The following is a 26,989-nucleotide window of genomic DNA, read 5'->3' on the forward strand; positions in this document are numbered from 1 at the left end:
AATGAGTTTATTAGAAATAAAAAATCTACACACCTACTTTGAAACAAGACGTGGTCTTATCAAGGCTGTAAATGACGTATCTTTTACAGTCGATGCTGGTAAGACCCTGGGTCTTGTTGGAGAAAGTGGATCTGGAAAGAGCCAAACAGCTATGAGTATACTCCAACTGTTTGAGTCAAACCAAAAGATTTACGATGGTGAGATAATATTCGATGGAGAAAAAATTTCTGACTATAAGACTAGCCAAATGGAGCATATCAGAGGAAATGCCATATCTATGATATTCCAAGAGCCTATGAGCTCACTTAACCCAGTCTTTACCGTAGAAAAACAAATCTCAGAAGTTCTTATCCTCCACAAGGGAATGAATAAGAAGGAAGCGGCTAAAAGATGTGAAGAGCTTCTTGCAGCTGTTAAGATCCCTAATCCACATGTAGTGGCCAAACAATATCCTTTCGAGCTATCTGGAGGTATGAACCAGAGGGTGATGATCGCCATGGCCCTTGCTTGTGAGCCAAAGCTTCTTATAGCAGATGAGCCTACAACAGCCCTTGACGTTACAATCCAAGCCCAAATCCTAAGGCTTATGAATGATCTTAAACATAAGGCTGGTACATCAATCCTCTTTATTACCCACGACCTTGGTGTAATCAATCAAATGGCTGATGAAGTTGCTGTAATGTATTGCGGACAAATCGTGGAGCAATCTCCAGTTGAATTTATCTTCAAACACGATATTACAGACTTTAACCACCCATATACTGTAGCTCTACTAAATTCAATCCCATCTATCACATCAGATAGAAACGAAAGGCTTGATATCATCCCAGGTTCAGTACCACACCCACTCAACCTGCCAAAAGGATGCAAGTTTGCAGATAGATGTAAATACGCTACTAAAAAATGTATAGAAGTGATGCCTGATTTAGTTTCAGTAAATGAAAATCAAAAGATCAGATGTCATTATCCAAATAGAAAGGAGAGGGAAGAGAATGAATAGTGATAAAAAAGTCTTATTTAAAATAAGAAATCTAAAGAAGTATTTCCCTCTTAAGAAAAAGTCTATATTTAATAGAGGACCTGGCGAATATGTTCACGCTAACGAATCCATTAGTCTAGATATCTATGAAGGAGAGACCCTGGGTCTTGTAGGGGAGTCTGGATGTGGTAAGTCTACTTTCGGTAGAACCCTCCTACAAATCTACGATCAAACGGAAGGAACTACTCTTTACTATGGAAAGACCATAGAGGATACTGCTCCAGCCTATATGCTAGATATGATTAAGAAAATCCCTAGCCAATTTCCTAAATATCACGAAGAAATAGACGCCCTAAATAAGATTTATGAAGAGCTTGAAAACGCCGATACAGACGAAAAAAGAGCAGAGCTTAATGAAAAGGCTATGTTTAAGCGACGTGACCTAGAGGAAAACTACCTAAATATGGTAAGGATTGCTGGAGGTCTTCTTGCAAGTGATGACCTAAACAAGGTAGCTACTATGCTTAAGGAAAAATACGACATCCTTAAACAAAGAGCCGGCATCCTAGAAAAGCTCGAAGAAATTGAGCAAAAGACTCAAATGAGATCAAGAACTTGGGAAGAATATGATAAATTCCTAGAAAGTGATCCTAAGTATAAGGATTTGATCAGCCAAAAAGATGCCAAGACTAAAGAAATCAGTGAAAAAGATCAAACCATAGAAGCCTATAGAAAGAGTCTCGAAAATAAGGAGAGATTTACCGAGCTTGAAGCAGAGAGAGATAATGGAATCGACCTATCTGAGCTTAACAACGAGGAGATGAGAGCCCTAAGGAAGGACCTACAAATGATCTTCCAAGACCCTTACGGATCTTTGGATACAAAGATGACTGTAGGAAATATCATAGGCGAAGGTGTTCTAGGCCATGAACTCTTTAAGAGCAGAAAAGAAAAAGGATACAATGAGTATATCAGAGAAACTATGGAAAAGTGTGGACTTGCTCCTTACTTCCTTCATAGGTATCCTCACCAATTCTCAGGTGGACAAAGGCAAAGAATTGGTATAGCAAGAGCCCTAGCCCTTAAGCCAAGCTTTATAGTTTGTGATGAGGCTGTAAGTGCCCTTGACGTATCTATCCAATCTCAGATAATAAACCTTCTTCAAGACCTAAAAGATGAGAACAACCTAACCTATCTTTTCATCACCCACGACCTATCGGTTGTAAAATATATATCAGATAGGATTGGGGTAATGTATCTTGGAGTTTTGGTAGAGCTTTGTGAATCAGAGAGAATTTTCGAAAATCCTCTCCATCCATATACCAAGGCCCTCCTACGTGCTATACCAAGAACAGACGTAGACCAAGGCCAAGAGCTACAAGTCATCGAAGGAGATATACCATCAGCAGTAAAACCTCCAAAAGGATGTAGATTCCATACAAGATGCGAGTACTCTATGGATATCTGTGCCAACTTCGAGCCAGAACTTAAGGAAAGAGAAGATGGCCACTTCGTAGCATGCCACTTACTTGATGTAAGCGAAGAAGAAAAACAAAAGGCCTTTGAGAAAAATAAAATAGAAAAAGCTAAAAAGGAAGAAGAGCTAGAAGAAATGAGCGCTATATGAAGGCTCCAATAGATAGATTTAAGGGCAAAAGCCAAAAAGAAATCTATGAAAAAGAGAGGCTCCTAGATAGGGATAATCTCGAAAATAATGACCAACTAGCTATGTTTCTTGCAGCGATGAAGGTATTTATGCCTTGGGTCTTATTAATACTTTCACCTCTTATAATTTTAGCTTTATTAATCTGAAATGAGTCCTCTGGCAAGTCCGGAGGATTTTGTTTTGCCCAAATTTCTGGGGTATAATATAAAGATGAGGTAAAAAACATTAAAGCGCCAGATCCCAATGGGATGACGAGGAAGGCAGTTATCGAAAATTCGGCGGGAGCTGTCTGGGTTCACAGCCCTAGTATTAGACAAAACACAGGAGCAATCTTGTGGACAGAGAAGATACAGTGGCCTCATAAAAACTGAATAGGAGGTTACTATGTGTGGAATAGTATCATATAAGGGAAAGCTTGATGCAAGAGAAGTAATCATCGATGGTCTAGAAAAACTTGAATATCGTGGTTACGACTCAGCAGGTATAGCTGTGATTAATGATTGTGGGATTTCTTGTGTAAAAAAAGCTGGAAAGCTTGAGAATTTGAAGAAGGCTTTGGAGGAAGATCCTATAGAAGGGAAAGTCGGCATAGGCCACATCAGATGGGCAACTCACGGAGAGGCCAATGATGTAAATAGCCACCCTCACCTTTCAAACAACGGTAAGATTGCCGTAGTCCACAATGGAATCATAGAAAACTATAGAGACCTTAAGAAGGAGCTGGAAGAAGAAGGCTATAAGTTTAAATCTTCGACAGATACAGAAGTTATAGCAGTACTTCTTGAAAAGTATTATGAGGGAGATCTCTTAGAAGCTGTAAGAAAAGTCCGTAAAAGACTTGTAGGAGCCTATGCTTGTGGGATTATCTCAGCTGACGAGCCAGATAGACTTGTTGGAATTAGACAAGAAAGCCCCCTTGTAGCAGGAATAATGGAAGATTCCTTCATGATGGCAAGTGATATCCCATCTCTTTTAAAATACACCAGAGATGTTATCTATCTAGAAAATGGAGATGTCGTAGATATCAAGGGAGATTCCTACACTATCTATGATAAAGATGAAAAAGTAGTTGATAGAGAAATTAAAAAGATAGAATGGTCAGTTGATGCAGCGACTAAGGCAGGCTACGACCATTTTATGATCAAGGAAATAAATGAGCAAGCCTCTGTCCTAGAAGAGCTTATTAGACTAAATGTAAAAAATGACGAAGTTGTCCTTGATGGAGACTCATTTACCAAAGAAGACTTAGAAAACTTTGAAAGAATATATATAGTAGCTTGCGGAACAGCCTACCATGCAGGCCTTGTTGGCAAGACTCTTATAGAAAAACTCGCCAAGATTCCAGTAATCTGTGATCTTGCCTCAGAGTTTAGATATAATGATCCCTTCCTTGATGAGAAAAGCCTGGTAATATTCATATCCCAATCAGGTGAAACAGCCGATAGCCTTAAGGCTCTAAGCTTTGCCAAGGAAAAGAAAGCTAAAACTCTTCTTATAACAAACACCCTAGCCTCATCCATGGATAGGGAAGCTGATAAGTCCATATACTGCTACGCGGGTCCAGAAATAGCTGTAGCAAGCACCAAGGCCTACACTAGCCAAGTCCTAAATTTCTATTTCCTAGCCCTTGATTTCGCTAGGAAAGTATCTAGGATTGACGACGAAGTTTGCAAGGAAATCATAGAAGGCTTAAAGGAAATTCCAGGAAAAATAAGAGAAATCCTAGAAGATGATAAAATAATAAAAGACTTCGCAGAAGAGATAAAAGATCAAAAAAGCCTATTTTATATAGCCCGTGGCCTTGACTATCAAACAGCCATAGAGGCAGCACTTAAGCTTAAGGAGGTCTCATATATTCACACAGAGGCTTTCGCAGCAGGAGAGCTAAAACACGGGACAATTTCCCTAATAGAAGATAAGACTCCGGTTATAGCTATAATGAGCCAGGCAAATCTTTTGGAGAAAACTCTATCAAATGTAGAAGAAGTCGTGGCAAGAGGAGCTAATGTATTTATCATAACAAGCCATAAGGACTCTAGAATGAGTAAAATCACTGATAAGATATTAATAATTCCAGAGACCTTGGATATCCTCTATCCGCTTCTTACAGCTATACCAGCCCAACTTATGGCCTATTACACATCAATAGCTAAGGGAATTGATGTAGACAAACCAAGAAACTTAGCTAAATCTGTAACAGTTGAATAGGAAGAACTAGCGAGAAATCGCTAGTTTTTTTGTGAAAAAAATAAATCAAAAAGCTATAAATTTCATTGTCTAATAAAAATCTTAAAAAGAGCAAAGAAGAGGAGAGAATCCTCGACTTTGCTTAACTTTGTAAATATTAAATTTGCCTGTTCTTAAATTTAGAGAATCTCTTTTAATCATTTCTTATCTTTATTATTTAACTGTCTATTCCAAAAGTAGGAAAATGTAAAAAAGAATAATAAGGAGACAACAAAACCTGGATGAGAAAATGATTTATTGACATAGGGACTCATGAAGTTATTCCCCCAAAAAAATGATAATATAGCTAGTCCGATTTTTAATAATATTCTTTTTTTATCTTTACTCATTATTAGCTCCTATAGGTAATAAACATTTAATTTTAATATTTTGAATTTAACTCTTATGTTATGTGTACCCTAAAAATGGTTTTTAACTTCTCCGATAATTGAAATAAAAGTCTCATCAGTTAATGATTATGAGGAAAAGAATAGTAATCATTGAAGATCATGAAAACCATGGTACAGAGAATGTACTGCCCCCCCCGAAAAATCTGTATGTATGGGAGGTGTGGTAAATAATAAAAAGAAAATGTTTACATTACAAAAATCTGGGTAATACTATAATAAGAAAGATATATTTCTTGTTATAAAAAAGGAGGACGGTCCGATGGAAGAGTTTGAATCCTTTGACCAAGTCCTATTTGAATCTTATCATGGAGTTTGTAAATTTGTTGAAAAGGAAAAAGCAAAGAAGCTCCCATCTGTTTTGGAATCTAGAAATAAATTTAAGATTAACTATAAGCTAAGAGAAGCTGGTAAAGATGTTTACGATAAGAAATCTTCTAGGATGAATGAACAATTGAATAGAGATGAAGATACTTTCTTTAAGGAAAATAATAGTTTAGGAGTAGCTAAAGATATATCTTCTGACAGAAACTACCCAGGTTGGCTCTAATTGCTTTTTGGAACTTAACTAAGCTTTACAGACGATAAGGCTATGAATGTTAAGTGAGATAAGATTATTACTAAGCAATTCTTGCGAATGCCTGGGTTTTATTATTAGACAATAAAAAAGCCTCAAACATCTGATTTAACTTTCAGAAAATTTGAGGCTTTAGTCGTCTATTCTTCTATAACTACTGCTTCCTCTTTGTTTAAAACTTCATCAGGGATCATTTTGGATGCAAGATAGATTAAAAATGGAAGCACTATCGCATCATCCAAGATTCCTACAAAAGGAAGGACGTCTGGTATCATATCAGCTGGCAAAATAGCATAGGCTATGGCAAATATTCCCATGAGCTTTGCCATTACTGGTGTATTTTTATTTTTCATTGCCCTAAAGTATACAGGGATAAAATTTTTGATCTTCATTAGTTTATTCATAAAACCTCCTTGAAGGTAAATCAATTTCTAATTTAATTATACTCGAAATTTCCTTTTGTCAAATTAAATATATTAATCGTGGTATTAATAATATTAAAATATTAAATAAAATTTATGGAAGGATGCTTTTTGACTATATATTTATGGTTTTTATAACTTATAAAGCAAAGGTTGACAGTTTCTAATATTGACTTATCAATTATTTACCTATATGATAATATAAAGAGAGTTTTTTACTTAGCAAATTTAGGAGGATTAAATGAGAGAAGACTTACTATTTACACCACCTAATTTTTCGGAAGAAAAATACGCTTCTGCGAAAGATGTAACTACAGCAGAAGTTACAAAAGATGGTGTAAGCCCAAAGGGTTTTTATTTAACAAGCCACATGCCAACTTATTACAAGGTTGACGGATCTTGGCAAATTCCAGAAAGAAGTTCTCAAGACTGTGTGGCAGTTGTTGAGGATGGAAAGGTATTTGTAAGAGAGTTTAGAAACCTTAAAAAAGGTGATAAGGTAGTTATCGCTAGCAAAACTGATGCTAGTGAAGGTGTTTTAAAATATGGACAAGGTTTCTCAGAGGAAGTTTTTTCTCGTGGAGGAGACTTTGTTGAAGCATCAAACACATCAAATTATAAACTTCTTTACGAATTACTTAGAGCTGAAAAAGAATCAGAAGGGAATATCACTTGGGTTCTAGGACCTGCTGTTGTATTTGACTATGATACAAGAAATGGTCTATCAAGACTTGCAGAAAACGGATACGTTCAAGCCCTACTTGGTGGAAATGCTATGGCAACTCACGACCTTGAAGGTGGTTATTTAAATACTGCTCTTGGTCAAGATATCTATACTCAAGAATCTGATCCACTAGGTCACTACAACCACTTGGATACACTAAATGCTATAAGAAAAGTTGGTTCTATAGATGAATTTATAAACGAAGGAAATGTTCGTGATGGATTTGTTAAAACTCTAAATAGACTAGGAGTTCCAATTACTCTAGCTGGATCAATCAGAGATGATGGACCACTTCCAGAAGTTACAGGTAATGTATATGACTCTTTGGACAATGTAAGAGTTGCTACAGATAAGTCAAATCTTATTATTTGTCTTGCTACAACCCTTCACTCAGCTTCAACTGCAGAGACAGCTACAAGCTATAGGGTAGATGAAAATGGCAATATAGTTCCAGTATTTATCTTTACAGTAGATGTTACAGAAAACGCAGTGAGAAAAGTATCTGCTGCTAGGGAAGGAATCGCTGTAAGAACTCTTGTAACAAATGTTCAAGACTTTGTAGTGAACTTAGAAAAAGAACTTGTTCCAGAAGAATACCTATCTTATGACGAAGAACATGTTTACGAAGTAGAAGAAAATAGTAGTGAAGCTTCTATTGAAGATAAAAAGGCTATGAGCCAAGGAAGAGAGGAGTAATTATGGACTACAAATTTGAAATGCCAAAATACTTCCCAAAAGAATTCGATGAAAAGTTTGATAAATTTCCAAATGCTAAACTTGTAGAAGTAGAAGAAGATGGAATAAGTCCAGAAGGCTACCACGCTCTATCAGTTTTCCCAGAATATTTCAAGATAAATGACAAATGGGTACTTGCCCTTCAATCTAGGATGGATACTGTTGCAGTAGCAATAGATGAACCAGGAAATGAAAGAGTAGATGTAGTAGAGTTTAGAAACCTTAAAAAGGGTGACAAAGTCGTTGTTGGACGCAAGGAAGACGGATCTGAAGGAATCTATGTCTACACAGAAGGCTTTGTAGATAAATCTAGCAAAGAGGAAGCAACCTTTGGATTTAGAGAAGGAAGATCAAGAGAAACAGCCTTTTCTAAAGATTATGATGAGCTATATGAAGTTTTAAAATACGAAAAAGAGAATAATGGTTATGTAACTTGGGTACTTGGTACAGCGACATCTCTCGATGAAGAAAGTGATGATGCTTTGGCTAGACTTGTAGAAAACGGATATGCTAATGCAATCTTCTGCGGTACAGCAGCTGTTGCTTATGACCTTGAAAGAGCAAAATTTAATACAGTAGAAGGCCAAGAAGAATACCTAAATAGCCAAAATACAAGAGAAAACTTCTATGAAATAATCAACAGAGTAAATGAAGTTGGATCAATTAAAGAATATATAGAAAAAGAAGGAATCGAAACAGGATTTGTTGCAGCTGCAGTTAGAAACAATGTAAACCTAGTAATAGCTGGAACAATCAGAGATAGATACACCTTTAACGATACCTACAATAATGTATACGAAGCCCAAGATGAGATGAGAAGAAACATCAAAAAATCTTCAACAGTAATCATGTCATCAGCAATCCTATTTACAATTGCGACAGGTAATATGACTCCATCATACAATGAAATCAACGGAGTTATAAGACCAGTGTTTATGTATACAGTTGATATTCAAGAATTCGCTGTAAATAAACTATCTGACAGAGGAACATTAACAGCAAAAACAATGGTTACAAACTCTCAAGACTTCGTTAAAAATATCGATAGAAACTTAAATCAAAAATAAAAAGCATATGATATAAGAAAAATCCACCTTTTAGGGGTGGATTTTTTGTATAGCTTTATACTTATATTTGAAATTTAATTTTTATAGAATTTCTGTTTGATAGATCAGTTTTTTTCTAAAATCGCTGGGATTTATTCCATATATTTTTTTAAAATTCCTATTAAAAGTTTTAGTTGTATTGAAACCAACAGTATAGGCTATATCTGTTACCGTGTCATCTTTTATTAGAAGTATTTTGGCGGCATTTATAATCCTTACATAAGTTAAGTAGGAATCAAAAGACTTATCTAGGTAAAAATCAAAAGAGTTGTTTATCTCTGTTTGATTTAGTCTAAATTTTATGGACAGATCTTCAAGCTTTAAATCCATATAATAGTACTTGAATACATATGAAGTTATCTCCTCCATTTTACCTAAATCTATTACTTTTCTAGCGTGACTATTTGTTTTGTTTTTAAATTCGCTGGTATTTATACCAAGCTTCGCCTTAAAAAACTTGGAAAGATGAGGTGGGTCCTTGAAACCTAATATAACAGAAAGCTCTTCTAAGTTCATTTGTGAAAAGTTTAGGTAACCCATAAGCTTAACTAATTTCATCATAGATGCAAGTGAGCTAAAGCTTAGACCGGTAGTTTCCTTTATATATTTGCTGATCTGAGATTGACTTAAATAGAAATTCTCGGAAATATTTTTAAGGCTAATATTTTCATTTAAATGAGAGTAAATGTAGTGAAAGATTTGGATATCATGTTTATTTTTTAGTTTTTTTTTACTAGAAGAATCGATATTTTTCTCAAATATTACGACAATTTCCATAAACTTTACAAAAATCATATGATTAGAAAACTTGTCAGATTTTTTGTACTTGGTAATTTCATTTTTGAGTTTATCTAGGATAGCTTTTACTTCCTTTTCTTCTTCAGGTAAAAGATTGACATAAACATTGTCAGAAACCAAATTGCTTAGGGAGTAGTCCTCCATAAATAAATCATTGGTTCTTTTAAAGAGGATATTTACAAAGTCCAAATCATAAACAACTACATCCATACAAAGATCTTCCGTCACTTCCTTTATCTGAGTGTAGTACCAAGGAAGGATACCCACCATAGATCCTTTTTTTATCTTTATATCTTCTCCTTGGATGTTTACAAGGGCAGATCCTTTTTTAACAATCCAAAACCTTGCATTTGTATGAAGGAGTGGTTCCGTATTTTCAGTGAATATCTCGCTAGCTAAGTCTATTATGGGAAGTTTGTTTTTATTCGTTTGAAAATAAGTAGACTCATCTTGGATATTAGTTTTCTTGCTGATATAAATCATCTCCTCTTTTTTGTTTAGAAACTTGTTGATATTACAATTATATCACAAAGACTTTTAAAATAAATTCAAATATATTTCTATTTACAAAAATAAAATATATATTTGTCTTATATAAAAACGATTTCTTTTGTATAATAATTATAAGGTCACAGTACTAAACCTCTTTATTATTAGTAATTGATATAGATAGGTTTATAAGATAAGGTATCTTTCGTAGACATGAAGGCTAACTTGTCTAATCTAGGAGAGGGATAATTCTTAGATTGACTATATTATTTAAAGTTCACATCTGCTTTAGATAATAAAATGAAAAAGATGGTGGTTTGTTGTGATTTTCAACAAGGAGTAAATTATGCTAGAAATTATAAAATCGTTTACGGAATGGTTATGGGGATGGCCACTGCTTGCCCTAGTTATGGGTGGTGGGCTAATTATTAATATTAGAACTGGCTTTATTCAACTAAGATATTTCCCATATATCATGAGACAAACTTTTGGAAAGATGTTTTCTAAAAATGCAGAAGGATCTGGTACAGTTTCAGCCTTCCAAGCTATGACAACGGCCCTTGCTTCATCCATAGGAGCAGCTAATATAGTGGTAGTGCCAACGATTATATTTGCTGCAGGCCCTGGGGCTATATTTTGGATGTGGATGGCTGCAATAATAGGTCAGGGAACAAAGTTTGCAGAAGTCGCCCTATCCATCAAATATAGACAGAAGAACGAAGATGGAGACTTCGTAGGAGGATGCTCTTACATGTTAAAGAACGGACTAAAGGGTGGTCTGGGCAAGGCTATGGGAGCTTTGGCAGCCTTCTTCTTTATGATTGAGATCCTTCCATCAATTACTCTTCAAACTCTATCAGCAGCAGGTCCTGTTGAAAATGTGTTTGCTGCAACTAGTCTAAACGAGAACATTATCAAAATAATTGCTATTATAGTTATTTTTATAATTGTTTCAATTGTAGTCTTTGGTGGAGTAAAGCAAATTGGTAGAGTTACAGAAAAACTAGTTCCAATAATGGCAGCTATATATATACTTTTTGGTATAATCATAATCATTATGCACATAGGTGACGTGCCAAGAGTTCTTGGATATATTATAAAAGGTGCCTTCAATCCAAAAGCAGTTGCTGGTGGAGTTGGTGGGGCAACTTTATCTAAAGTAATCTCAATGGGTGTTGCTCGTGGTGTTTATTCTAATGAAGCTGGTATGGGTTCTGCAGGATATGGTCATGCAGCGGCAACCACAGATCATCCAGCTAGACAAGGTATGTGGGGAGTGTTTGAAGTATTTGCAGATACAATTGTGGTTTGTACAATATCAGCACTCACAGTTCTTTTATCAGGAGTATGGCAACCAGGTTTAAGTCAAGCAGAAAGCGATAAATTAGCACCTGTAGCAGTTGAAAGAGCATTCAATACAATATTTGGTCAAGCAGGATCAATAGTAATATCCATAAGCTTATTCCTCTTTGTACTATCAACAATCATAGTAATAGTATTCTACTGCGAAAAACAAGCTGAATATCTATTTGGTACCAAAGTTGGTAAGATAATGAGAGTTGTAGCATCACTTATGATTCTTCTTGGAATATTTGTATCTTTCGAAAAGGCTGGAGTATTCTTAGACTTTACATTAGGACTTGTAGTAATACCTAATATGATAGGACTTATAGCTATGAGCGGAGAGATAAAAGATATTAAGAAAGAATTCTTTAATGGAGAGAATTATTATAAGCTAGATCAAAAAAATAAGAAATAAAGAAAATTTACACAAACCATCATTTTTGAGAAAGGAGCATAGATGAAGACAATAGTAGTAGCATTGGGTGGAAACGCCCTAGGTAATAGCCCAAAAGAACAATTAGAGGCAGTGAAGGGATCTTCTAAGGCCTTGGCAGATATTATAGAAAATTATGAAAATGTAGCCATAGTTCATGGAAATGGACCACAAGTTGGTGTAATAAACCTAGGATTATCTAAGGCAAGTGAAATAGATGAAAGCATACCAGAATTTCCTTTGGTAGAATGTGTTGCCTTAAGCCAAGGCTATATAGGCTATCACCTTCAACAAGCAATTGAAAACGAAGTTGAGAAAAGAAAAATCGACAAGAAGGTTGTTACAATAGTAAGCCAAGTAGAAGTTGATAAAAACGATTCTGCCTTTAAAGATCCTACTAAGCCAATAGGAACATTCTATAGCAAAGAAGAAGCAGAAAGAATCGAGAAAGAAGACGGTTATACTTTCAAAGAAGATGCAGGCAGAGGCTATAGAAGAGTAGTTGCAAGTCCAAAGCCAGTTAGGCTAAAGGAAATAGAAACTCTAAAAACTTTGCTAGAAAATAATACAGCTGTAGTTACAGGTGGCGGCGGTGGAATTCCAGTCTTTGATGAAGATGGTACTATTGTTGGAGTAGATGCTGTAATTGATAAAGATTTTGTTGCAAGTAAAATATCAGCAGATATAAATGCAGATAAACTTTTAATCCTAACTGCAGTTGATAGTGTATATATCAATTTTGGCAAGGAAAACCAAGAGGAACTTAGAGAAATTAGCGTAGATGAAGCCAAGAAATATATAGAAGAAGGTCAATTCGCTAAGGGCTCTATGTTACCAAAAATAGAAGCTTGTCTTAAATTCTTAGAGGAAAATCCAGAAGGTGAAGCGATAATAACTTCACTAGACAAGGCTTTGGATGGATTAGAAGGAAAAGTAGGAACAAAAATAGTTAAGTAAAAACATAAGGAGGGTCAATGAAAGATATATATTCACTAAAGGCATCAATGGCGATTAAGGAAGCCAGAAACCTCGCCCTCCTCAATAAAAATCAAGAAGTAACAGACCTTCATCTACTAAAGTCTGTAACGGATCAAGAAAACCATGTCCTAGATACAATGCTTGAGGAATTTTCTGTAGATAAAGATAACTTAACTGATGAAATAACAAAAGCTATAGGAAAATTAAGGTCAAATGATGGACTTAGCAAGCTCTATTTTTCAAGAGATTACCAACGTACCTTGCTACTTGCCAAGGAAAATGCCAAGAAAAGATACGCTGAGAAAATAACTACAAGTCATCTTTTTCTAGCATTCTTTGATTTAGAAAAGACTACTAGCAAACATATATTAGAAAAAGTTGGCCTAAGTCATGAAAAATGTGAACAATATCTTGTAAATAAAGAAAAGGAAGTAGAAAATAGCGAACGATTTAGCGAAAAAATAGGAGATCTCATCGATAAATATGGGATAGACCTTACCAAAAGAGCTAAAGAAGGTAAAATTGATCCGGTTATAGGGATGGATTATGAAGTAGATAGGCTATCTGAAATTCTAACCAGAAGGATAAAAAACAACCCTATCCTAATAGGTGAGCCTGGAGTTGGTAAATCTGCAGTTGTAGAGGGACTGGCTCTAAAGATTGCCCAAGGAGATGTGGTAGATTTTCTAAAAGATAAGATAATATTTTCGTTAAATGTATCAAGCGTATTGGCAGGCACAGGTTTAAGAGGTGAATTTGAATCAAGAGTTAAAGATTTGATGGACATAGTAACCTCGTTTGAAGGAAAAATCATCCTATTTATAGACGAGATTCACACAATTGTTGGAGCAGGGAGCTCTTCAGGCGGGATTGATATTTCAAATATCATAAAACCTAAACTATCCAGAGGAGAAATAACTATAATAGGAGCTACAACTGTTGCTGAATACAGGTCTCATATAGAAAAAGATGGGGCGCTTGAACGTCGTTTCCAAAAGATTTTGATAAAAGAGGCAAGTATAGAAGAGTCTTATGATATTCTTCGTGGTATAAAAACTAACTACGAGAATTTTCACAATCTGATAATAACAGATGAGGCGATAAAGGCTTGTGTAGACCTATCTGATAGGTATATAACTGACAGAAAGCTACCTGATAAGGCGATAGACCTTATGGATGAGGCGGCATCAATGCTTAAAAATAAGCTTGAAAATACGCCGGATAGTCTAGATGATTTAAGAGAAGATATTCTAGAATTGGAAGAAAGCCTACAGCTTAAAGCTGACGATAAGAAGGAAAACAAGTTAGATGAGCTAAAGAAGCTTTACGACAAGGATTTAGAAATAAAACAAGAAGAAACAGAAGATTTAAGAGATCTAAGAAGGATAAGAAGCGATATAAGAGAGCTTGTATTTATCAAAAAAAGATTACTAAATGAAGATAAATTCGAGGAATATACTAAAATTACTAAGGTAAAACTTCCGGAGCTTAAAAAAGAAGAGAAATCCTACCTAAACAAAAAATATGAATTTGTCAAAATAGAAAAACTTGAAGAAAGTCATATCAAAACGCTGATATCTAGGATAACTAAGATACCAGTAGAGGATTTGAATCAAGATAGGAAGGAAAAAATCTTAAATATAGACAAGGCTCTGGGTAAAAAAGTAATAGGCCAACAAGAAGCTGTAGAGAAGATATCAAATGCAATAATAAGAACAGCTGTTGGCATGAAAAATAGGCACAAGCCAATAGGGACATTTCTTTTTACAGGAAATACAGGACTTGGTAAGACCTATTTGGCAAAGGTTCTGGCTGATACCCTCTACGAAGGGGAAGAAAGCCTAATAAGATTTGACATGAGTGAGTATATGGATTCAAATTCCACAACTAAGTTTATTGGAGCTCCTCCAGGATTTGTCGGTTATGAAGAAGGTGGCCAGCTTACTGAAAAAGTGAGGATCAATCCTTATTCAGTAATTCTATTTGATGAGATAGAAAAGGCTAACAAACAAATCTTTGACATCCTACTTCAAATACTCGATGAGGGGAGACTAACTGATAATAGAGGCATAACCATAGACTTTACCAATACTATTATAATTTTGACATCTAATATATTGGCCAAGGAAGATGACAGCGATCTATATAAGCATGAACTTTACCAATACTTTAAGCCTGAATTTATCAATAGGCTTGATGCAATAGTTAAGTTTAATACCTTATCTTATGAAGATCTTATGGAAATCACAAAGATTTACCTAGAAGAAGTTAAAAATGATTTTGGGGAAATCGGAGTAAACTTTGCCTACACAAATGAAGTCATCGAAAAAATAGTAGACCTCTCAGATTATGAAGAATTTGGGGCTAGAGAGATTAGAAGAGTGGTTGATGATAAGATAGTAACCATGGTTTCTAGAAAAATCTTACAAGATGACTTGGATAGTACAAATGTGCTTACAATTATGTTAGAGGATGATGAATTTTCCTTTGACATTATGTAAAATAAAAAAATAAGGAGTTTAAAATGGGAGTTAACTTAAGAGGACGCAATTTATTAGCTATTAAAGATTTCACAGAGGATGAAGTTTTATACTTAATAAAACTATCAGAACAATTCAAAAACTTGAAACTAACAGGAACACCACATAATTACCTCCAAGGTAAAAACATAGTCCTACTATTTGAGAAAACATCAACAAGAACAAGATGTTCATTCGAAGTTGCAGGAATGGACCTTGGCATGGGAGTAACATATCTAGATCCAGGTTCAAGCCAAATGGGTAAGAAAGAATCAATAGCTGATACTGCAAAAGTTTTAGGTAGATTCTACGATGGTATTGAATATAGAGGATTTAGACAAGATTTAGTAGAAGAGTTAGCTGATAATGCAGGAGTTCCAGTATGGAACGGTCTAACAGACAAATGGCATCCAACTCAAATGATCGCTGATATGCTTACAATCAAAGAAAACTTTGGACGCCTTCGTGGTCTAAACTTTGTATACATGGGCGATTGCAGAAACAATATGGGTAACTCCCTAGCAGTAACATGTGCAAAACTTGGTATCAACTTCATCGGTTGTGGACCAAAAGACCTATGGCCAGAAGAAGACGTTCAAGAATTAGCTAGAGAATTTGCTAAAAAACACGGTACAAAAGTTGAATTTAGCGAAGACGTAATGGCAAGTACAAAGGATGCTGATGTAATCTACACAGATATTTGGGTATCAATGGGAGAACCAGAAGAAGTTTGGGCTAAAAGAATCGAACAACTTCACCCATTCCAAGTTAACCAAAAAGTAATGGACAATGCTAAAGAAGAAACAATCTTCATGCACTGCCTACCATCTTTCCACGACCTAAACACAACTGTTGGTAAAGATATATATGATAAATTCGGCGACAAATACGAACTAAACGGTATGGAAGTTACAGAAGATGTATTCTTATCACACAAATCTAAAGTATTTGATGAAGCTGAAAACAGAATGCATACAATAAAAGCTATAATGTATGCTACACTTAAGTAAAAAAAACTAACTAAGACTGCCGGCTCTGCTGGCAGTTTTATTATGGGAAAAAATTCTTAGATTTGATATAATTATCAAAGGAGGAAGTTATGGGAATAAGATTTAGAAAAAGTATAAATTTAGGTAAGGGCTTTAGGATAAACATGTCAAAGACTGGTCCAGGATTTTCCTGGGGAGGCAAGGGATTTAGACTAACTAAAACTGCCAAGGGAAACATCAGAGGAACAGCCTACATACCTGGAACGGGCCTATCCTATCAGAAAGAATTCAAAAATCCCCTAAATGACTTAGGGAAAAATCATACAGAAAAAAATAAAAATAAAGAAGGAAAAATAATAAATAAAACATCAACTATTGACTTTAAAAACATCAAGTCAACTGCCCTAGAAGATGTTCTAGAAAGTAGAAAGGAAGAAAGACCCTACAAGCTTGTCGGCCTTATTCTTTCTATTGCAGGAATATTTTTATTTTTCATAAATCCCTTACTCATAGGCCTTACAATAATAGGTGCTATTCTTTATTTTTATAAGAAAAATCCAGAACCAGTAAGCCTAGAATATGACTTCGAAGACGGATCCAAGGAAGAATACGACCTTAGCAATAAGCTTTTGGCAGGAATACTCGAAAGCGATGAGGTATTTCTAATAAATGAGCTTGAAGATGATATAATTCTAGACAGAAGCCCTCTAAGAGTAGTGAAGGGACTTCCTAATGGAATAGATACAAATGTAGAGGTAATAAGTCTTAAGGCAGGAGACATAAGCCTAAGCTTCTTACCAGATGCTCTTTTACTTGCGAAAAACAAGGACCTTAAGGCAATTGACTACAAGGACCTAAGTGTAGATCTTAGGGCAGAAGACTTCAAGGAGGAAGGAAAGGTCGCAAAAGATGCAAGAGTCTTAGAAAAAACCTACAAACACTCCAACAAAGACGGAGGTCCTGACAAAAGATATAAAGATAATCCAGAAGTAAGCCTAGTAGAATACGGGATCCTACAAATGGAAAATTCTGACCTAAATATAATGATTGGATTTTCTGATACTGTAATCGATGGAAAGTAAGAATTGTTTTAAAATTAGAAAACCCTCTATTCAAAATTAAATAATGAGAGTATAATTGAATCATAGTAAAGGCTTTAGGTCAAAGCTAAGGTAAAACTTTCGTTAAGATATTAAAGCCTAAAAATTTAAGGAGGAATTCATGTTAGAAAAGAAAGCATTAAGCGTTGGAGCAGGATTATTGGTAGGTTTAGTTGGAGGAAAAGTTCTCAACTCAAAACTTGCCAAAAAAGCAACAGTTAACACAGTTGTTGGAGGACTAAAGGTAAAGGAATCTATCGATAAAACTATTGAGTCTATCAGAGTTTCAGCAGAAGATGTCCTAGCAGAAGCCAAGGAAGTAAAGGCTAAGGAAGAAGCTGAAGAAGCAAAAAAAGAAGCTGAACAAGATATTGAAAAAGTAGCTTGCGAATGCGAGTGTGGATGCGAAGAAGAAATTTCTGAGGAAGAAAATAAGTAATGAGAGCCTCTATTGCTCATAGAATCGAAGGCAGAAGCCGTTTCACCTATGAAGATTATATAAAAGAGGAAAATCTAAACAAGCTAAAATATCGCATAGAAGAAATCGAAGGAGTCAAGTCTTGTAGGGTGTCGATCCTCACAAAGTCCATCACGGTAAATTACGAGGAGAGATTTATTCCTCAAATAGCTAGGGCAATCCTTGACCTAGACCTAAAGACTATTGAGGAAACCTCTATAGAAAGAGTAGACTTTGAGGCTCAATCAGAAAATGACATCTTCCATATTTTAAGAGATGCCATGTATACTAGGATATTTTTCAAATATATCCTACCTCAGCCTTTAGGAACCATAGGTCTATTCTTTAGGGCCTATCCATTTATCAAAGCTGGAGTTAAGTCTTTGATTAAGAGAAAGGTAAATGTAGAAGTCTTGGATGCGACTGCAATTTCAATCTCTCTTGCAACGAGGAAGTTTGGAGATGCCGCAAACATAATGTTCCTATTGGGCCTTGGTGAAAAACTTGAAGATTACACCATGAAGAAGTCCCAAGAAGACTTAGCTAATTCTCTTGCATTAAATGTTGATAATGTGTTTGTTATCGAAAATGGTGAAAAGATTATCAAAAATATCAAGGAAGTTGAAGAAGGAGATTTAATAGAAGTTGAGATGGGTAACTTAATTCCTGTAGATGGCAAGGTCATCAAGGGGGTTGCCATGGTCAACGAATCTTCTTTTACAGGAGAGTCTAATCCTGTCAAGAAATCAGAGGGATCTATAGTCTTTGCAGGAACTGCCCTTGAAGAGGGAGCAATCATCGTTGAAACTAAGAAAAAGTACGATGAATCTAGGTTAAGCCATATTATTGAGCTTATTTCAGATAGCGAAAAGAACAAGTCTTTGGCTCAGAAAAATGCAGAGAATATGGCTGATAGTCTAGTTAAGTACTCTTTCGTAGGAGCAGGACTTACCTACCTTCTTACAAGAAACTTAGAAAAGGCCAAGTCATTCTTGATGGTAGATTTCTCATGTGCCCTAAAACTTACCATTCCTATAGCTATAATGAAGGCGATTAGCCAAGCATCTGAAAAGAAAGTTTTAGTTAAGGGTGGCAAATACTTAGAAAACTTATCTAAGGCCAACACCATTGTCTTCGACAAGACTGGTACACTAACTAAGTCTGAACCAAGGGTTGCTAAAGTTATTGCCCTTGATGATATCGAGGAAAATGAATGTCTAAGAATAGCAGCTTGTCTTGAAGAGCACTTCCCACACTCTATAGCAAGTGCTGTAGTAGAAGCTGCTAGGGCAAGGGATTTAAAACACGAAGAGATGCACTCTAAACCTGAGTATATAGTAGCCCATGGTATAAAGACTACTATAGTAGACAAGGTAGCTATGATTGGCTCAGAACACTTTATCTTGGACGATGAGGGAGTCGAAATAGACGATAAGACTAGGGATATAATTGATAGGCTCAAAGAAGATTATTCACTTCTCTATCTGGCCTTTGCCGATAGACTTATAGCAGTAATCTGTATTGAAGATCCTCTAAGGGAAGAAGCTACGGATATCGTAAAAGATCTTAGGGACCTATCCATTGATAACATAGCTATGCTTACTGGAGATGCAGAAAATGCAGCAAGGAGTGTAGCGGAAAAGCTAGGCCTTGACTATTACAAGTCACAAGTTTTGCCAGAAGATAAACAAAAATATGTTATGGAAGAAAAAGATAAGGGAAGGACTGTAGTTATGATAGGAGATGGAATAAATGATTCTGTAGCCCTATCAAGTTCAGATGTAGGAATATCAATGCACCAAGGAGCTGATATAGCCAAAGAAATCTCTGACATATCCATAGGAAGCGACAGCCTAGAAGGCCTAGTTGATGTTGTAAAACTATCAAAGGCTATGGATAAAAGGATAAAAACTGACTACAAGCAGATTGTATCCATTAACTCAAGCCTTATAATCTTAGGAGTTCTAGGAATTTTGTCAAATACAAGTTCTTCACTCCTTCACAACCTATCGACAGTTATGATTGCAGGCAAGAACATGAAAGATTATAAAATTTAATAAACAAAGAAAAAAGACAGTGCCTAAGGTTTATAGAAAGACCCTAAGCACTGCCTTTTATTTATCAGCTATTATCACTCTTATATTTTTCTCTTCTAAATAGCTAAGCCAATCTCTACTTATATTTTTATCAGTTACAACAATATCTATATCATCAAGCTCGCAAAAATGAACAGCCTTTACAGCATCGAACTTGCTTGAGTCTACGAGCAAAATTACCTCTAGAGAATTTTTTATAATTAACTTTTTGGTTGCTAGCTCGTAGGAGTTGGCACAAGTTATGCCCAAATTTTTATGTACTCCGGCTGCTGATAGGAAGACCTTGTTGGCTCTTGTGTTTTCTATAACATTAAGGCTTGCTTGTGATTCGAACATCCCTGTATTTCTGTGGAAAAATCCTCCCGCAAGGATTAGGTCGATATTATCCTTATACATCAAATTCAGGAAGTTATTTGATGAGAAAACAAGACAAGTTGAAGAAATATCATTAGAAATATACTTAGAAAGCTTATCAGTAGTAGTTCCAGTATCTATTACTACAATATCTCCATCGTTAATTAAACTAGAAGCCCTTCTTCCAATCAAATCTTTTTGCCTATTGTTTAATTTCAAATTTTGGTCTAGGTCATAATCCGACTCAGTTTGGGAGAGAGTCGGGTTATCCAAGGAAGGGTTATAAACAACAGCTCCATGGTAGACCTCTATAATGTTATTATCCTCAAGAATCTTTATATCCCTTCTTATAGTCATCTCAGAGACTGACAAGTCGCTTGCCAATTCCTTGATGGAAGATCCGTTTTTATTCTTGACTATGCTTATTATTTTATTTAATCTTTCGTCTTTTTTAGCCATATACTCCAACCACCTTTAGCTTAATTGTACCATAAATATCTGATAAATTAAGAGCTATAAGCTATTTTAAGAAAATAATGGTAAAATTATAACATTTTATGTTGACAAAATAACAAAATAGATGTAATATAGAATTATCAAGAGGAAATAAAAGTCTAGACAAAAGGAAAACCTTTGACAAGCAAGGAGAGGAAAAATGGAAAACAAAGAAATCTACGCTCACATAGACCACACCCTATTGAAGGCTTTTGCTAAATGGGAAGATATAGAAAAGCTCTGTGATGAGGCAGTAAAATATCAAACGGCTTCAGTTTGTATCCCACAAACATATATAAAAAGAGTTAAGGAAAAATATGGTGATAAACTAACAATTTGTACAGTAATCGGCTTCCCTCTAGGATATAATCTAACAGAATCAAAGATAGTAGAAGCAGAACAATCCCTTGCCAATGGTGCAAGTGAGATAGATATGGTTGTAAATATCTCAGATGTTAAAAATGGAGACTACGAGAAGGTAGAAAAGGAGATAAGAGCTATCAAGGAAGCTATAGGAGATAAAATCCTTAAGGTGATTATCGAAACTTGCTATCTTACAGAGGAAGAAAAAATAGCTATGTGTGAAGCTGTTACCAAGGCAGGAGCTGATTACATCAAGACATCTACAGGCTTTGGTACAGATGGGGCTAGGATGGAAGATGTAATCCTATTTAAAGACCACATTGGAGAAAATGTTAAAATAAAAGCAGCTGGTGGAGTTAAAACAAAAGAAGACCTAGTAGCCTTTATAGAAGCAGGTTGCGACAGGATAGGAACAAGCTCAGCTATAAAGATGCTTAAGGGCGAAGAAAATAAGTCAGATTATTAGAGGATCTTATGAAAAATAAAAAGAGAGTATTTTTAATAGTTTTAGACTCTGTGGGCATAGGCGAAATGCCAGATGCTCACAAATATGGCGATGAGGGTAGCAATACCCTTGCTGCTATTGTTAAAAGCGATAAATTTAAGGCAGATAATTTAGCAAAACTTGGATTTTTCAATATCGAAGGTGTTGATTGCAAGGAAGATGTATTAAATCCTATAGGATCTTTTGCAAGACTTGCCGAAGCTTCAAATGGCAAGGACACAACTACAGGTCATTGGGAGATGGCAGGCATCATTTCAGAAAAACCTTTCCCTACCTTCCCAAATGGTTTTCCAGAAGATTTTCTAGAAGAGTATTCTAAAAGAGTTGGTAGAAAGATTATCTGCAACAAGCCATATTCTGGAACAGAGGTTATTGAAGATTATGGTAAGGAACACTTGGAAACAGGAGCTCTTATAGTCTATACATCAGCAGACTCAGTCTTTCAGGTAGCAGGCCACGAAGATGTAGTTAGCCTTGAAGAATTATATCGCTGTTGTGAGATTGCAAGAGATATGCTTCAGGGAGATTTGGCAGTAGGTAGGGTTATAGCAAGGCCTTTTGTAGGCGAGCTTGGTTCTTTTGAGAGAACTAGAAACAGACACGACTACGCCCTAACTCCAACAGGCCCAATCATTATGGATGATTTGGTAAAAAATGGCTATGACTCTATAGGAGTTGGCAAGATTTATGATATCTTCGCAGGGCAGTCAGTCCTTGAAACTTACAAGATGGAAGACAACATCGATGGAATGAATATAACCCTTGATTTGTGTGATAAGGATTTCAATGGCTTGTGCTTCGTAAATTTAGTTGATTTTGACATGATTTATGGTCATAGAAATGATGTAGATGGTTATGCCAAGGCCTTTGCTGATTTTGATAAGCAATTGGGAGAGATGCTTCCTAAACTTAGGGAAGATGACATTGTAATTATCACAGCAGATCATGGATGTGACCCATCAACCCCATCCACCGACCACTCCAGGGAATATGTTCCAATGTTAATTTTTGGAGATAAGATTAAATCTGGAGTTGACCTAAAGACAAGAAATACTTTTGCAGATATTGGAAAGACTATTGCCGATATATTTGAAATCGACTCAGCAATTCCAGGCGAAAGTTTTTATGAAAAAGTTAAAAAATAGGAGTGTTTTATGAAATTGATCTTGAACCTTCTGGGTATAGTTATTGTAATAGGATTTATGTTTTTAATATCTATGAACAGGAAGGCTGTAAAAGTTAAGGGGATTTTCACAGCTCTTTTAGCTCAATTTATAATAGCAGGCCTTCTTGTGAAACTCCCTCAAGGAAGAGCGGCTATAGGAGCTGTTAGTAAGGCTGTAGAAAAGGTTTTATCCTATGGTAGCGAGGGAATCCAATTTGTTTTTGGATCTTTGGGAGATCCAGCAGCTGCATCAGGATATATATTTGCCTTTCAAACCTTGACCAATATTATATTTATATCATCTTTAGTTGCAGTCTTGTTCTATACTGGAATTTTGGGTTTTGTAGTATCAAAGATAGGTTGGCTCATAGGAAAATTATTTAAAACATCAGAGGTTGAGTCCTTTGTAGCAGTTGCTAATATGTTCTTAGGTCAAACTGACTCACCAATCCTTGTAGCAAAATATTTAAACTTCATGACAGAAAGTGAAGTAATGCTAGTCCTCGTTTCAGGAATGGGATCAATGTCAGTATCAATTATTGCAGGCTATGTTGCCTTGGGAATCCCTATGGAATCCTTGCTTATAGCATCTACCATGGTTCCAGTTGGCTCAATCCTTCTATCCAAAATTGTATGCCCACAAACAGAGGAAATCCAAGAGCTCGGTGAAGTGAAGATGGACAGGAAGGGCAACAACGAAAACGTCCTAGATGCCTTGGCAAGTGGAGCCCTCGATGGAATGAATATGGCTATGGCAATAGGAGCAAGCCTTATAGCTATAATTTCTATAGTAGCTTTGATAAATGGGATTTTGGGCATATTTAATATTTCTTTGGAGACTATCCTATCTTATGTATTTGCACCAATGGGTTACTTGATGGGACTTGAAGGTAAGGAAGTCTTTACAGCAGGTGAGCTTTTAGGTTCAAAATTAATCTTAAACGAATTCGTAGCCTTTGGCAAGCTTGGTCCAATGCTTGCTACTATGAGCGAGAGAACAGGTCTTATGCTTGCAGTATCTCTTGCAGGATTTGCTAATGTAAGCTCAATAGGAATTTGTATATCTGGTATATCAGTCCTATGTCCAGAAAAAAGACCTGTTCTTGCAAAGCTTGCCCTAAGGGCTATGATTGCGGGATTCTGTGTCAGCGTACTATCAGCTTTAATAGTTGGTATTTGGTTATTATTCTAAAGGAGAAGAAATGAGATTTATTGATATAATTGAAAAGAAAAAACTTAAAGAAGAACTAACAGATGAAGAAATCCAATTTTTTATAGATGGAGTAACTGACGATTCAATCGAAGATTATCAAATAGCAGCCCTCCTCATGGCGATCAGGCTTAACGGCATGACAGAGCATGAGACAGCCAAGCTTGCAGAAGCTATGATGCACTCTGGAGATGTTATTGACCTATCAGAAATAGAAGGAATCAAATCTGACAAGCACTCAACAGGTGGTGTTGGAGATAAGACCTCAATGGCACTCGGTGCAATGGTTGCTGCTTGTGGCCTTAAGCTTGCCAAGATGAGTGGTAGGGGCCTAGGACATACTGGTGGAACCCTTGATAAACTAGAATCTATAGAAGGATTTAACATCTCCCTTACCGAAGAAGAATTCAAAAAGCAAGTAAACGAAATAGGCCTTGCCATAATTGGTCAAACAGGAGACTTGGTCCCAGCTGATAAGAAGCTCTACGCCCTAAGGGATGTAACAGCAACAGTAGATTCGATTCCGCTAATTGCTTCATCAATTATGTCTAAGAAACTTGCTTCTGGATCAGATACCATATTACTCGATGTAAAATACGGTGAAGGTGCCTTCATGCACACAGTAGAAGATGCTAAGAAACTTGCCGAAGCTATGATTTCAATCGGTAAGAAACTAGGCAAAAATACTATGGCCATGATTACAGATATGAACCAACCTTTAGGAAATACTATAGGTAATGCCCTTGAAGTAAGAGAAGCTATAGAGACTGTAAGGGGACATGGACCAAAAGACTTCACAGAACTTTGTATGTGTGCTGGGGAGATTATGCTCATGCAAGCAGACAAGGCAGAGACTAAAGAAGAAGCTAGAAAGATGTTAGAAGAAGCAATCTCATCTGGAAAAGCCTACGAAAAGCTAGAAAAAATGGTAGAATACCAAGGCGGAAATGTAGAACAAATCAGAAACACAGACCTCCTTCCTCAAGCGAAATTCAAGACAGAAATGTTATCTAAAGAAGAAGGCTACATTGAAAATATCCACTCAATGGGACTTGGTATCCAAGCGATGAAGCTTGGAGCTGGAAGAGCTAAGAAAACTGACCCTATAAACTACGCTGTTGGTCTCGAGATGAATGCCAAAAAGGGCGACTATGTCAAAAAGGGCGACCTTCTCTGTACAGTATATCACGACGAAGAATTAACAGAAGAGTGGAAAAAAGATTTCTATGATACCTTTACCTTTACAGACAAGGAAGTAGAGCCAATTCCAATAGTAGAAGAAATTTTAAAATAAACTTACAAGGACCTCGCTCAGGCGGGGTTTTTAGTACCATAAATAGTGTAAGAAAGAAAATTATTTCTATCTTGCACTATTTTTGTATAATGAAGATGTAGTATGACGAGGGGGTTTTAGGGTTAGAATATCCGTCATAAAAACTGTCAACTACCTCTTCATTATTCATATTCGATTAAGCAGGTTGGGCAAAACGTCCGTGTCACGAGCTAAAATGAGTGTAATGGTGCAGGTAGAAACTACAAATCAAAAGAAAGAAGGTAATAAAATGATATCTATAGGAATAGATATAGCAAAAGAAAAGTTTACAGTCTGTGCACTAGAACAAGGTAGCAAAATCATTTGGAAGCCTTTTGATGTTCATCTTAACAAAACAAAAGTAGAAGAATTTTTAAAGAAACTAGATACGTTAAATGAAGAAGTAAAAATAATCATGGAAGCAACAGGTAAATATCATCTTCCAATCCTCTATGAATTAAAAGATAAAGAATATTTTGTAAGTGTAGTAAACCCTTTGAAAATGAAACAGTTTTGTAGAGTACTTAACTTTAGAAAAGCAAAAAATGATAACATAGATGCCATACAAATAGCAGAATATGGCTTGATGTACTGGAAAGAATTACAAGAATATAAAGTAGATTCAGAAAGTTTCAGAATTCTAAAAGAATTAAACAGATCCTATCAGCACTACATGGACTTAAGAATCAATCAAATGAACTTCATAGATCAAACAATAAGTCAAACATTTCCAGGAATAAAGAAATTAATACCACATGCTTCAGGAGACTTTTCAAAAGATAAACTATTAGACTTCTTAGAAATATGGTGGCACAAAGACCTAGTATTAGAAAAACCAGAAGAAAAATTCATAGAAGATTTTAAAAACTGGGCAAAAGAAAAGAGATACCATCCTAATGCTGATAAAGCTAAATCCATATACAAGCTCGCAGAGGAAAGTATCTCAATTCAACCTTCTAATAGCTCATATATAAAGACTAGCATACAAGAAGGGATAGAATTGATAAAACATATAAATCAAATTCTACATACTATTTTATCACAAATGATAGAAATTTCCGAGCCCTTAGAAGAATATCAAGAAGCAAAGAAATTCTCAGGAATATCAGATAAATTAGCAGTGCAAATTACAGCAGAATTTGGAGACTTATCAAAATTTAAAAACAAAAAAAGTTTAATATCATTTGTAGGAATAGATTCACCACCATATGAGTCAGGTAACTTCAAAGCGGATCAGAGAAAAATAACAAAAAGAGGCAATGCAATACTAAGAAAAGTAGGTTATCAAGCTATGAAATGCATGATGAGTGCAAAAGATACTGAAAATGATATATATCTGTATATGGTAAAAAAAGAAAAAGATGGAAAGGCTAAGAAGATTTGTAAATTTGCAGGATTAAATAAATTCTTAAGAACCTACTATGCAAAAGTTATGGCATCAAAACAAGAAAAGAAGTTATTAAAAGTAGCCTAGAATTAACATTGCTATAGTTAAAACAAGCCGATTGTAAGCGGCTTATTTGTTGTGCTTAAATTTAAA

The 26,989-nt window shown here is 35.6% G+C and carries 23 protein-coding genes; 19 read left to right on the forward strand and 4 right to left on the reverse strand.

Features of this window, described 5'->3' with window-relative positions:
* Position 1 precedes the first annotated feature (1 nt).
* The 4 genes from APRE_RS00090 to glmS all read left to right on the forward strand — a co-directional run bounded on the left by APRE_RS00090 (position 2) and on the right by glmS (position 4,853).
* The gene (locus tag APRE_RS00090; RefSeq protein WP_012803492.1) at positions 2–1,000 is read left to right on the forward strand and encodes an ABC transporter ATP-binding protein; all 999 of its coding nucleotides are present in this window, start codon (positions 2–4) and stop codon (positions 998–1,000) included.
* The gene (locus APRE_RS00095; protein WP_012803493.1) at positions 993–2,606 is read left to right on the forward strand and encodes an oligopeptide/dipeptide ABC transporter ATP-binding protein; all 1,614 of its coding nucleotides are present in this window, start codon (positions 993–995) and stop codon (positions 2,604–2,606) included. Before APRE_RS00090 ends, APRE_RS00095 begins: the two co-directional genes overlap by 8 nt.
* Positions 2,603–2,791, forward strand: a complete 189-nt coding sequence (locus APRE_RS00100; protein ID WP_012803494.1) for a hypothetical protein — start codon at positions 2,603–2,605, stop codon at positions 2,789–2,791. Before APRE_RS00095 ends, APRE_RS00100 begins: the two co-directional genes overlap by 4 nt.
* A 238-nt stretch (positions 2,792–3,029) precedes the next feature.
* Positions 3,030–4,853 carry a glutamine--fructose-6-phosphate transaminase (isomerizing) gene (gene glmS, locus APRE_RS00105; protein ID WP_012803495.1) on the forward strand — a complete coding sequence of 608 codons (1,824 nt, stop codon included), beginning with the start codon at positions 3,030–3,032 and terminating at the stop codon, positions 4,851–4,853.
* A gap of 176 nt (positions 4,854–5,029) precedes the next feature.
* Here glmS and APRE_RS00110 read toward each other — a convergent pair whose 3' ends face one another.
* Entirely contained in the window at positions 5,030–5,221 is a 192-nt protein-coding gene (locus APRE_RS00110; RefSeq protein ID WP_012803496.1) for a hypothetical protein, read from the reverse strand.
* A 319-nt stretch (positions 5,222–5,540) separates the two neighbouring features.
* Here APRE_RS00110 and APRE_RS00115 point away from each other — a divergent pair, with 319 nt between their 5' ends.
* Positions 5,541–5,828, forward strand: a complete 288-nt coding sequence (locus APRE_RS00115) for a hypothetical protein (protein ID WP_012803497.1) — start codon at positions 5,541–5,543, stop codon at positions 5,826–5,828.
* Between the two features lie 167 nt (positions 5,829–5,995).
* Here APRE_RS00115 and APRE_RS00120 read toward each other — a convergent pair whose 3' ends face one another.
* The gene (locus APRE_RS00120) at positions 5,996–6,259 is read right to left on the reverse strand and encodes a YkvA family protein (RefSeq protein WP_012803498.1); all 264 of its coding nucleotides are present in this window, start codon (positions 6,257–6,259) and stop codon (positions 5,996–5,998) included.
* 259 nt (positions 6,260–6,518) lie between these two features.
* Here APRE_RS00120 and APRE_RS00125 point away from each other — a divergent pair, with 259 nt between their 5' ends.
* Positions 6,519–7,697: an ornithine cyclodeaminase family domain gene (locus APRE_RS00125; protein ID WP_012803499.1), complete on the forward strand. Its 1,179-nt coding sequence runs from the start codon at positions 6,519–6,521 to the stop codon at positions 7,695–7,697.
* 2 nt (positions 7,698–7,699) lie between these two features.
* Positions 7,700–8,803, forward strand: coding sequence for an ornithine cyclodeaminase family domain (locus APRE_RS00130; RefSeq protein WP_012803500.1), 1,104 nt, complete (start codon positions 7,700–7,702; stop codon positions 8,801–8,803).
* Positions 8,804–8,884: 81 nt separating this feature from the next.
* On the opposite strand, the gene APRE_RS00135 is transcribed toward APRE_RS00130, so the two are convergent.
* Positions 8,885–10,123 (reverse strand): AraC family transcriptional regulator, encoded by a 1,239-nt coding sequence (locus APRE_RS00135; RefSeq protein WP_012803501.1) that lies wholly within the window; start codon positions 10,121–10,123, stop codon positions 8,885–8,887.
* Between the two features lie 352 nt (positions 10,124–10,475).
* Between APRE_RS00135 and APRE_RS00140 the strand changes: the two genes are divergently transcribed.
* The 7 genes from APRE_RS00140 to APRE_RS00170 all read left to right on the forward strand — a co-directional run bounded on the left by APRE_RS00140 (position 10,476) and on the right by APRE_RS00170 (position 20,006).
* A complete protein-coding gene (locus tag APRE_RS00140) occupies positions 10,476–11,888 on the forward strand; it encodes an alanine/glycine:cation symporter family protein (RefSeq protein WP_012803502.1) in 1,413 nt (470 codons plus the stop codon).
* 42 nt (positions 11,889–11,930) lie between these two features.
* Positions 11,931–12,863, forward strand: a complete 933-nt coding sequence (arcC, locus tag APRE_RS00145; RefSeq protein WP_012803503.1) for a carbamate kinase — start codon at positions 11,931–11,933, stop codon at positions 12,861–12,863.
* A 17-nt stretch (positions 12,864–12,880) separates the two neighbouring features.
* Positions 12,881–15,385 carry an ATP-dependent Clp protease ATP-binding subunit gene (locus APRE_RS00150; protein ID WP_012803504.1) on the forward strand — a complete coding sequence of 835 codons (2,505 nt, stop codon included), beginning with the start codon at positions 12,881–12,883 and terminating at the stop codon, positions 15,383–15,385.
* A 23-nt stretch (positions 15,386–15,408) separates the two neighbouring features.
* Complete coding sequence (argF, locus tag APRE_RS00155) at positions 15,409–16,413, forward strand: ornithine carbamoyltransferase (protein WP_012803505.1); 1,005 nt, start codon at positions 15,409–15,411, stop codon at positions 16,411–16,413.
* 89 nt (positions 16,414–16,502) lie between these two features.
* On the forward strand, positions 16,503–17,474 hold the full coding sequence (locus APRE_RS00160; protein WP_012803506.1) for a DUF4236 domain-containing protein: 972 nt from the start codon (positions 16,503–16,505) through the stop codon (positions 17,472–17,474).
* A 139-nt stretch (positions 17,475–17,613) separates the two neighbouring features.
* Positions 17,614–17,931: a DUF6110 family protein gene (locus APRE_RS00165; RefSeq protein ID WP_012803507.1), complete on the forward strand. Its 318-nt coding sequence runs from the start codon at positions 17,614–17,616 to the stop codon at positions 17,929–17,931.
* The gene (locus tag APRE_RS00170) at positions 17,931–20,006 is read left to right on the forward strand and encodes a heavy metal translocating P-type ATPase (protein WP_012803508.1); all 2,076 of its coding nucleotides are present in this window, start codon (positions 17,931–17,933) and stop codon (positions 20,004–20,006) included. The genes APRE_RS00165 and APRE_RS00170 overlap by 1 nt, the downstream gene beginning before the upstream one ends.
* Positions 20,007–20,063: 57 nt before the next feature.
* Here the strand turns inward: APRE_RS00170 and APRE_RS00175 are convergent, their stop codons facing one another.
* Entirely contained in the window at positions 20,064–20,858 is a 795-nt protein-coding gene (locus tag APRE_RS00175; protein WP_012803509.1) for a DeoR/GlpR family DNA-binding transcription regulator, read from the reverse strand.
* A gap of 196 nt (positions 20,859–21,054) precedes the next feature.
* On the opposite strand from APRE_RS00175, the gene deoC reads away from it, so the two are divergent.
* From deoC to APRE_RS00200, 5 genes are all read left to right on the forward strand, one after another.
* Positions 21,055–21,723, forward strand: a complete 669-nt coding sequence (deoC, locus tag APRE_RS00180) for a deoxyribose-phosphate aldolase (protein WP_012803510.1) — start codon at positions 21,055–21,057, stop codon at positions 21,721–21,723.
* 8 nt (positions 21,724–21,731) lie between these two features.
* On the forward strand, positions 21,732–22,907 hold the full coding sequence (locus APRE_RS00185; RefSeq protein WP_012803511.1) for a phosphopentomutase: 1,176 nt from the start codon (positions 21,732–21,734) through the stop codon (positions 22,905–22,907).
* A 9-nt stretch (positions 22,908–22,916) separates the two neighbouring features.
* Positions 22,917–24,119, forward strand: coding sequence for a NupC/NupG family nucleoside CNT transporter (locus APRE_RS00190; protein ID WP_012803512.1), 1,203 nt, complete (start codon positions 22,917–22,919; stop codon positions 24,117–24,119).
* A 10-nt stretch (positions 24,120–24,129) separates the two neighbouring features.
* The gene (locus tag APRE_RS00195) at positions 24,130–25,431 is read left to right on the forward strand and encodes a pyrimidine-nucleoside phosphorylase (RefSeq protein ID WP_012803513.1); all 1,302 of its coding nucleotides are present in this window, start codon (positions 24,130–24,132) and stop codon (positions 25,429–25,431) included.
* A gap of 268 nt (positions 25,432–25,699) precedes the next feature.
* On the forward strand, positions 25,700–26,923 hold the full coding sequence (locus APRE_RS00200; protein WP_012803514.1) for an IS110 family RNA-guided transposase: 1,224 nt from the start codon (positions 25,700–25,702) through the stop codon (positions 26,921–26,923).
* The last annotated feature ends 66 nt before the right edge of the window (positions 26,924–26,989 follow it).

The organism is Anaerococcus prevotii DSM 20548 (genome assembly GCF_000024105.1).
In the GTDB taxonomy this organism is placed as follows: domain Bacteria; phylum Bacillota; class Clostridia; order Tissierellales; family Peptoniphilaceae; genus Anaerococcus; species Anaerococcus prevotii.